This is a genomic window from Burkholderia sp. B10 (assembly GCF_004368385.1).
In the GTDB taxonomy this organism is placed as follows: Bacteria; Pseudomonadota; Gammaproteobacteria; order Burkholderiales; family Burkholderiaceae; genus Burkholderia; species Burkholderia vietnamiensis.
On record NZ_PQMX01000063.1, the window covers coordinates 26365 to 34849 of the forward strand.

The following is an 8485-nucleotide window of genomic DNA, read 5'->3' on the forward strand; positions in this document are numbered from 1 at the left end:
TCTTCGCGCGGCGGGTACAGGCGCGTCCGTAGCCGGGCACGCCGGGGGGCCGGAAGCGGACCGCAACCGGCCTGGACGACTTCAACACAAGACGAGAATGACGATGAACAAGCAAAAGAAGATCGGGACGGCATCGAAGATGCTGCTTGCATGGGGCTTGCCCGCGCTCGCCGGCGTCACGCTGGGCGGTGTCGCGCGCGCCGACGACGCGGCGCCTGCGCCGCTGACCGTCGCCCAGGCCACGCCGAGCGCAGGGGCCGGCGCCGGCGCGTCGGTTGCGCAGGCAACGACGCCGAACGCCATTGTCAACGCCGAGGCGACCCAGGCCGTCACGCCGCCCGACGAACCGTCTGCCCAGTCGAAATCGAACGGTTTCATCGCCGACAGCCATCTGAACTTCCTGTTCCGCAACTACTCGGACGTGCTCGACAGCAAGGGCGGCCCGCACCGCCACGCGTGGGTCCAGGGCGTGATGGCGAACTTCGAGTCGGGCTACACGACGGGCCTGATCGGCTTCGGCGTGGACGCATCGGTGTATGCGGCGCTGAAGCTCGACGGCGGCGCGGGCGCCGGCAGCATGGTGCACATCGCGAAGGGCGGCGGCGGCGGCAACCAGCTCGCATGGGCCTATCCGGGCATCTACGACGTGAAGGCGCGCATCTCGAACACGGTGATCAAGTACGGTCTGCAGGCCGTCGACAACCCGTTCATGGAGCAGCACGACAACCGCGCGCTGCCGCCGACCTTCCTCGGCGCGACGATCGTCAGCAACGAATTCAAGAACGTGATGCTCGAGGCCGGCAGCTTCACGAAGAACGACGCGCGCGGTCACACCACGCTCACGAACCTGACGACCCAATACGGCGGCACGCGCGTGAACCGCCTGACTTACGTCGGCGGTACTTGGGACTACTCGCCGAATGGCGAAGTCGCGCTGTACGCGAACCAGGCCGACGACGTGTGGCATCAGTACTACGCATCGGTGAAGCACAGCATCGGCAGCGCGGACACCATCAAGTGGACGGGCTTCGGCAACGTCTATTCGACGCACGACACCGGCGACGCGCTGCAGGGCAAGATCGACAACAACGCGTACAGCCTGTCGCTCGCGGCGCAGCACGGGCCGCACGAGCTGCTGCTCGGCTATCAGCAGATCCTCGGCGACCAGTTCTTCGACTACCTGAACGAAACCAACGGCATCTTCCTGACCAACTCGATGGACGTCGACTACAACGCGCCGCACGAAAAGTCGCTGCAGCTGCGCTACACGTTCTACGGCAAGGAAGCGGGGCTGCCGGGCTTCAAGGCGATGATCTGGGGCGTGACGGGCTGGGGCGCGGACGGCAGCGCAGGCGCCGCGAACGATCCGAGCAAGTCGAGCATCTACTGGAGCAACGGTGCGCCGGTGCAGGGCCGTCACCACGAGTTCGGCTTCATCCCGTCGTACACGTTCCAGAGCGGCAAGCTGAAGGACACGAAGGTCACGTTCATCGCGATGTGGCACAACGGTTCGGCCCATTACTCGGACGCGACGAACCGTGAGTATCGCCTCGTGGTGAACCTGCCGCTGCACGCGTTCTGACCGGATGGCGGCCGCGGCGAACGTCGCGGCCGTTTCTCTTGTGAGAGGGCGGCCTGCCGCCGAAGGACGATCAGGCGGGCTTGTGCAATCCGGCGATCGGATCGTTCGCGGCCGGTGTCTCTTCGAGCAGCGACGCGAGTTCGAGGCCCGTGTCGCGCCACGCGTCGAGGCCGCCGCGCAGCGGCAGCGCATCGGTGAAGCCGGCGTCGAGCAGACGCCGCGCCATCAGCGCGGCCGTCACTTCGTTCGGGCACGAGCAGTACACGACGAACTTCTGCGTGAGCGGATAGCGGGCGACGATGTCGTCGATGTGCCGTTCGTCCGCGAACTGCGCGCCCGGGATCGTGAACGGATCGAGCTTGCGGTGCTCGGCCGAGCGGACGTCGAGCACCACCGGCGCGGACGGATCGCGCAGCAGCCGTTCCAGCTCGTCGACGCCGATGCGCGCGCTCGCGAGCTGCCGGATCAGCGCGCGGCGGCGAATCCAGCGCACGGCCGCATAGAGCGCGAGCAGTGCGACGATCACCAGCAGCACCGCGCGGCCGAGCCGGCTCGCGCCGGCGAACAGCCAGTCGATCTGGCGGTAGAACACGAGCCCCGCGCCGAGCGCGACGATGGTCCACAATGCGGCGCCCAGCGCGTCGTAGCCGGCGAACGTGCGATAGCGCGTGCCGAGCGCGCCGGCCATCGGCACCGACACCAGCGACAGGCCGGGAATGAAGCGTGCTACCGCGAGCACGCGTACGCCGTAGCGGCCGAAGAAACGTTCGGTTTTCCTCACGCAGGAATCGCGCGACAGCGACAGCCGGCAGATCGTCTTCAGCGTCGCGCCGCCGTAGCGGCGACCGGCGACGTACCACACGGTGTCGCCGATCAGCGCGCCGAGCACCGACAGCGCGAGCACCGTCACGACCTGCGAGCCGATCATCGCCGGATGCATGGCGGCCATCGCGCCGAACAGCACGAGCGTCGGCATCGCCGGCACCGGCAGACCGATGGCCGCCGCGAGCACGTTGGCGAACACGAGAAGCGGCCCGTACTGGGCGACGAGGTCACGAAGCATGGCGGCTGCCCGAAAAGGAGCGCGCGGACGACGCGCGGATGCGCCGATTATCGGCCATTTTCAAGCCGACGGCGGGAGAACGACGAAGCGCGCCGAACGGCGCTACGGACAGACGGAACGGACGCGGTGAGCCGGCGCGTGGCACGCGGCTCACCGTGGAGATCAGGACGACGTGCGGGCGAGAGAGACGGCGCCGTGATTCTCGCCGGGCAGCTCGGCGCCGTGCGAGCGGATCGCCGCGATCAGTTCGGCCGGCGTGATTTCGTAGCGGACCTCGCGATGAATGCCGGGCTTGCGTTCGTCGATCTCGATCAGCAGCACGCTCTTGCCGTCGGCAGTCGATTCGAGCCGCAGCGAGCGCAATTCGCGGCCGTCGGCCGGGTCGTGTTCGGTGAGCAGGGTCATTGCCCCGGATGAGCCGGTAGTGCGCATCGAACCTATCCTCGTGTCGTGTGTGCGTGGTTGGCGAAGATGTCGTTGTTGAATGCAGCTTGATGGAGTTTAACGCGAACGGGCCGCGACACGGAGCATTTTCGTGGGCGTGAAATGAGGGCTGCACCACCGATCCCTCTGATGTTTGAGCCGCGTGGGGCGGGCGTTCCGGCCGGCTCCGGGCCCGCCGTGCGCGGCGCCCGGCCGGTCTACGCGGCCGGGCGCACCGCTGCCGTCAGAAGCGCTCGGGCAGCCCCATCGCCGGATCGCTGACCGAGTGACGGCCCGTCTCGACGCGGCCGGCCACGCGGCGCGCGAAGCTCGGGTCGCTGTCGGCGGTGACGACGAAGTCGTACCAGTGGCCGGTCGAGTCGAGCTTCCAGTGCAGTTCGTGCTGCGTGCCGCCATGCACCGCCACCGTCCACGTCGTCCCCGTGTCGGCGCCGCGGTCGTGGTCGTCGCTGGCGCCGTGGCCGGACAGCGGGCCGTACGCCCGGTTCGATTTCACCGTGAAGCGCACCGTGTCGCCGCCGCCGTTGCGCAGCCGCAGATGCAGGTTGCCGCTCGCGCCCGCGTAGCCGACCCGGATCTCCGGGTGCGGCGCGCGTGCGCCGGCAAGCCGCGCGAGATCGCCGGTGAAGCGGCGGTGATAGCCGTTCGGGCCGAGCACCCAGAGGTCATATTTACCGGCGTCGTCGGCGCGTGCGGCCCAGTCGCCGCGCAGCGCCTTGCCCGGCTCGACGACGTAGCGGCGTGGCACGCGGTCGAGATGCAGCTTGTCGTAGACATGGAACACCGCCGCCGCCCGGCCGGTATTCGCGAACTTCAGCGTGACGGTGCCGTTGCCGCCATCGACGTGCGCGCTCGCATGCAGTTCGTACGGCAACGCGCGCGACGGACGCACGCCCACGGCCTGCGCCGGCAGCGACGGCGTGGCGGGCGGCGTGATCTTCGGCGCGGCCTGTTGGGCTGCGCTCAGCGCATCGGCGGCGCTTTTCGTCGTGCGGCCCGCGAGCGTCGGCAGCGGTTCGTCGTTCGGCGTGCGGAAGTTGAACGCGCTGGTCAGGTCGCCGCACACCGCGCGGCGATAGGCGCTGATCTGCGGCTCGACCACGCCGAAGCGTTTTTCGAGGAAAAGCAGCGTCGACGTATGGTCGAACACCTGCGAGTTGACCCAGCCGCCGCGACTCCACGGCGACACGACCCACATCGGCACGCGCGGGCCGGGGCCGTACGGGCGGCCGTCGGCCGCGGGCTGGCTCGAGGTGGCCGGTGCGAAGTCGTGGTATTCGACCGCGACGTCGGCTGCCGCGAGCGTATGGCCGCCGGCGAGCGAGCCGTCGGCGTTGCGCGACGGCACGGCCGGCGACGGCATGTGGTCGAAGAAGCCGTCGTTCTCGTCGTAGTTGACGAGCAGCACCGTCTTGCTCCACACCTCCGGGTTCGCGGTCAGCGCGTCGAGCACGGCCTGCACGTACCACGCGCCCTGCGCGGGGCTCGACGGCCCCGGATGCTCGCTGTACGCCGACGGCGGAATGATCCACGACACTTCGGGCAGCTTGCCGGTGCGGATGTCGTCGCGCAGCGTTTCGAGAAAACCGTACGGCATCGTGTTGCCGAAGCCTTTCGCGAGCGGGCTCAACGCGTCGTCGATCGTCGGATCGTAGAACGCGCCGGCCGCCGTCACCGGCTGCGTGATGTCCGTCGACGCAACGTACGCCGGCCGGCGTGCGGCCGGCATCTGCTCGATGGCCGCGCGCCAGTGGCGAAAGCTCATCATCTCGTTGCAGCCGAAGTTGTCGATCAGGCTCTGGTAGACCTTCCAGCTCACGCCGGCGTGCTGCAGCCGGTCCGCGTAGGTCGTCCACGTCCAGCCCTGGCTCGACGGGCCGATGTCGTTGCCGCCGTTGAACTGGTTGTTCAGTGCGGCGACCTTCACGCGGCTGCCGTCGGCCGGGCTGACGCCGTTCGGGCCGTTGGTGCCGCTCCAGTAGAACAGCCGGTTCGCGATCGTGCCGGTGTGCATCCCGCAGTGGTAGTGGTCGCACAGCGTGAACGCATCGGCGAGCGCGCGCTGGAACGGCACTTCGGCCGCATCGTAATAGCCCATCGACAGCGGCGTCTTCGCGTCGGGCCAACGGTTCATGCGGCCGTGATCCCAGGCGGCCTGCGCGTCGGCCCACGTGTGCGGCGTGCCGCCCGCGCGCTGCGCGTTGCCCTGGCTCGCATCGAGGTGGTACGGCGTGATGGTCGCCGCGGGCGTCGCCTTCGTGTAGGTCTGGTGGAACACGTCGCGGCCGTTCGGCGACGGCACCGCGAAGCGATCGCCGTAACCGCGCACGCCCTTGAACGTGCCGAAGTAACCGTCGAACCCGCGGTTCTCCATCATCAGCAGCACGACGTGCTTCACGTCGTTGATCGTCCCCGATTCATGGAAGGCGGGAATCGCGAGCGCGCGGCGAATGCTCGGCGGAAACGCGGTCAGCGCGGCGCCGGCGAGGCCGGCAGTGGCCGTCTGCTGAAGGAATTTACGGCGTGAGGTCATGGCGTTCTGGTCCTGTGATGGCGGGAGCGAGAGTGACGTCGGTGGGGTGCGCGCGGGCGTCGTCCGGGCGCGGACGGGTCGCGATGCGGGTGCGATGGCGCGCATCGGGCCATGCCGCGATTCCGCTTGCCGCGCGCTCGTGATGCGCGGTGCGGAGAGCAGTCTAGGGAGCGCAGATGACGTCGCCATGATGCGGAAATGACATGACGCTCCGTGTGATGGAAGTTGCGGGTGCAACGAGATGGCGGACGTGCGTTACGGTGTCTCGATGGAAGGAAGTTACCGATCCTGCGGTCGCGAGACGGCAGAAATTTCCGATTCGATGCGGGCTTCTTGACGCGATGTCGTTGCGCATGCAACGTATGCGATGGCCTTTGGTCGATGTTTCACTGTCGTGAACGACGATGTGCTGCGCGTGGTGGTGGCTGCTGCTCGGTGACACTTCTTTGACGATCGCGCGTGTCATATGCATTCGACGATTCGTTGGTTTTCAACCGATCGCGGCAATCGTATCGTCGACAAATTTGCCGACCGTCGCGACGGGCATCGTCGTGCGATGAACGATGGATGCGATCGTCCGCGGCGCTTCGTGAAGCGACGGCGTAGCGATATGTGCCGCCGGTTCCGGCACGTGCGGCGCCGCCCGATGCGTTCGGTCGTTTCGCCGTGCTTGTTTTTGCTGCGTGGCTTTGCGCAACCGTCTCTTTCCATGGAAGCCGACTCGATGAAAACCGTACTCCGGAACCTGACCGCCGCCTGCCTGATCGTTGTGACCGGCGCAGCGCTTGCCGTCGACACGCCGCAGCGCGTGGCCGTCGCGGGTGCGCCGAGCGGCGATGCGCATCTGCCGCCCGGCATCGCATGGCAGCAGGGCGACGTCGACGCGGCCTTCGCGCTCGCGAAGCGCACCGGCAAGCCGCTGCTGCTGTACTGGGGCGCGGTGTGGTGCCCGTCGTGCAACCAGGTGAAGTCGACCGTCTTCAGTCAGCAGGCGTTCAAGACGCGCTCGTCGTTGTTCGTGCCGGTGTATCTCGACGGCGATACCGAAAGCGCGCAGAAGCTCGGCGAGCGCTTCAAGGTGCACGGCTATCCGACGATGATCCTGTTTCGGCCCGACGGCACCGAGGTGACGCGGCTGCCGGGCGAAGCCGATCTCGACCGCTACATGCAGGCGCTGTCGCTGGGGATGACGGCCACCCATCCGGTGCGGCAGACGCTCGCGACCGCGCTGAACGAGGGCGCGGCGCTGACGCCGTCCGAATGGCATCTGCTCGCCGATTATTCGTGGGATACCGACGGTGCGCTGCCGGTGCCGCCCGACCGTGTGGCCGTGACGCTGCAGACGCTGTCGCAGCGTGCGCGCGCGGCCGGCGCGACGGCGGACGCCGCGCGTTTCGCGCTGAAGGCGGCGGTGGTCGCGGCGTCGGACGATCCCGCGCAGGCCGGCGCGCTCGACAAGGCTGCGCTCGCCGATGCGCTGCGCGACGTGCTGCGCGATCCGCCGCTCGCGCGTGCAGATTCCGACGTACTCGTCGCGGCGCCGGCCCGCGTGGTCGCGTACCTCGGCGGCGAGCCCGCGCAACGCGCGAACCTGCGCGGCGCTTACGACGCTGCGCTCGCACGGCTGTCGACGGACGCCACGCTGTCGGCGATCGACCGGCTGATGGCGCTGCATGGCCGCGTGCTGCTCGCGCGCGGCGACGCACGCGACGGCACGCGGCTCGACGCGCCCGCGCCCGCGCTGCTCGCCGCTGCGCGCAAGCAGATCGCGGCGTCGGTGCAGGGCGCGGCGAACGCGTACGAGCGGCAGGCGCTCGTCAGCGAAGCGGCCGACACGTTGACCGACGCCGGGCTGTACGACGAATCGGACGCGCTGCTGAAGGCCGAGCTGCCGCGTTCGTCGACGCCGTATTACTTCATGTCGGGACTGGCCGCGAACGCGAAGGCGCGCGGCGACAAGGCGGCGGCGCTGGACTGGTATCGAAAGGCGTACGACGCGGCGAGCGGATCGGCGACGAAATTGCGCTGGGGCGCGACCTATTTCGCGAATGCGGTCGCGCTGGCGCCGGACGATTCGGCGCGGATCGAAGGGATCGCCGCGAGCGTGCTCGCGCAGGCGTCCGGCACGCGCGATGCGTTTTACGGTGCGAACCTGCGGGCGCTGACCAAGGTCGTCACGCAGCTGAAGCGCTGGCGCAGCGACGGCGCGCATGACGCGTCGGTCCGGTCGGTCGTGAAGCAGTTCGACGGCGTGTGCGCAAAGCTGCCGGCGGGAGATCCGCAGGCAGCGGCGTGCGCGAAACTGCTTCAGCCGGTGAAGGCCTGAGGCTGCGGGCCTGAGGCCGCGATGACGCGTGGCTGGGCGTGCCGGCCGCGTGGTCGCCGCGATTGCTTAGTGGCTGGTTTCGGACGACGGGCTGCCGTCGCTGCCGTACCCGGCATGCTGCTCGCGCGCGATCTTCGCTTCTGCTGAAACGATGCTGGCCGGATAGAACCAGTCGCTCGGCTGGAAGCCGGCTTGCTTCAGCGCTTTCACTTCGGCCCGGACCTGCGCGCGCGTCAGCGGCGGGTTCGATTGGGCTTGCGCCTGGGCTTGGACTTCGGCCTGCGCTTGTGCGGCGAGCGGCGCGGATGCGGCTACCGCGATGAGGATTGCGGGAAACAGGCGCTTCATGATCGTGAACCTCGATGTGTGCGGCTGGCTGCCAAGCCTGCAAACGATTTCGTCTGATATGGCGGCAGCGGGTGAACCCAGTGTAGGCCGCGCTGCTCGTGGGAAAAATGCGATTGCTCCCAATGCAGTTTTTTGCTGGCGACAACAATGGGCGGGTTAGTTCGGACGAAAGCGGGTGGTGGTGTGCTT

General features: G+C 68.4%; 7 protein-coding genes. 2 read left to right on the forward strand and 5 right to left on the reverse strand.

The annotated features are described in order from the left end of the window. The first annotated feature begins 103 nt into the window (after window positions 1–103). Window positions 104–1582 carry an OprD family porin gene (locus C3Y15_RS24790; protein WP_014724173.1) on the forward strand — a complete coding sequence of 493 codons (1479 nt, stop codon included), beginning with the start codon at window positions 104–106 and terminating at the stop codon, window positions 1580–1582. Between the two features lie 70 nt (window positions 1583–1652). On the opposite strand, the gene C3Y15_RS24795 is transcribed toward C3Y15_RS24790, so the two are convergent. From C3Y15_RS24795 to C3Y15_RS24810, 4 genes are all read right to left on the reverse strand, one after another. Further along, window positions 1653–2645, reverse strand: a complete 993-nt coding sequence (locus C3Y15_RS24795) for a DedA family protein/thiosulfate sulfurtransferase GlpE (protein ID WP_069246403.1) — start codon at window positions 2643–2645, stop codon at window positions 1653–1655. Window positions 2646–2807: 162 nt separating this feature from the next. Continuing rightward, window positions 2808–3077, reverse strand: a complete 270-nt coding sequence (locus C3Y15_RS24800; protein WP_011881044.1) for a hypothetical protein — start codon at window positions 3075–3077, stop codon at window positions 2808–2810. Window positions 3078–3312: 235 nt separating this feature from the next. Continuing rightward, on the reverse strand, window positions 3313–5622 hold the full coding sequence (locus tag C3Y15_RS24805) for a phospholipase C, phosphocholine-specific (RefSeq protein ID WP_069246404.1): 2310 nt from the start codon (window positions 5620–5622) through the stop codon (window positions 3313–3315). Between the two features lie 490 nt (window positions 5623–6112). Then, window positions 6113–6319, reverse strand: a complete 207-nt coding sequence (locus C3Y15_RS24810) for a hypothetical protein (protein WP_069240554.1) — start codon at window positions 6317–6319, stop codon at window positions 6113–6115. A gap of 27 nt (window positions 6320–6346) precedes the next feature. Between C3Y15_RS24810 and C3Y15_RS24815 the strand changes: the two genes are divergently transcribed. Beyond that, entirely contained in the window at window positions 6347–7948 is a 1602-nt protein-coding gene (locus C3Y15_RS24815) for a thioredoxin family protein (RefSeq protein WP_069246590.1), read from the forward strand. Window positions 7949–8014: 66 nt separating this feature from the next. On the opposite strand, the gene C3Y15_RS24820 is transcribed toward C3Y15_RS24815, so the two are convergent. Further along, a complete protein-coding gene (locus C3Y15_RS24820) occupies window positions 8015–8296 on the reverse strand; it encodes a DUF4148 domain-containing protein (protein ID WP_059497564.1) in 282 nt (93 codons plus the stop codon). Window positions 8297–8485: the final 189 nt, after the last annotated feature.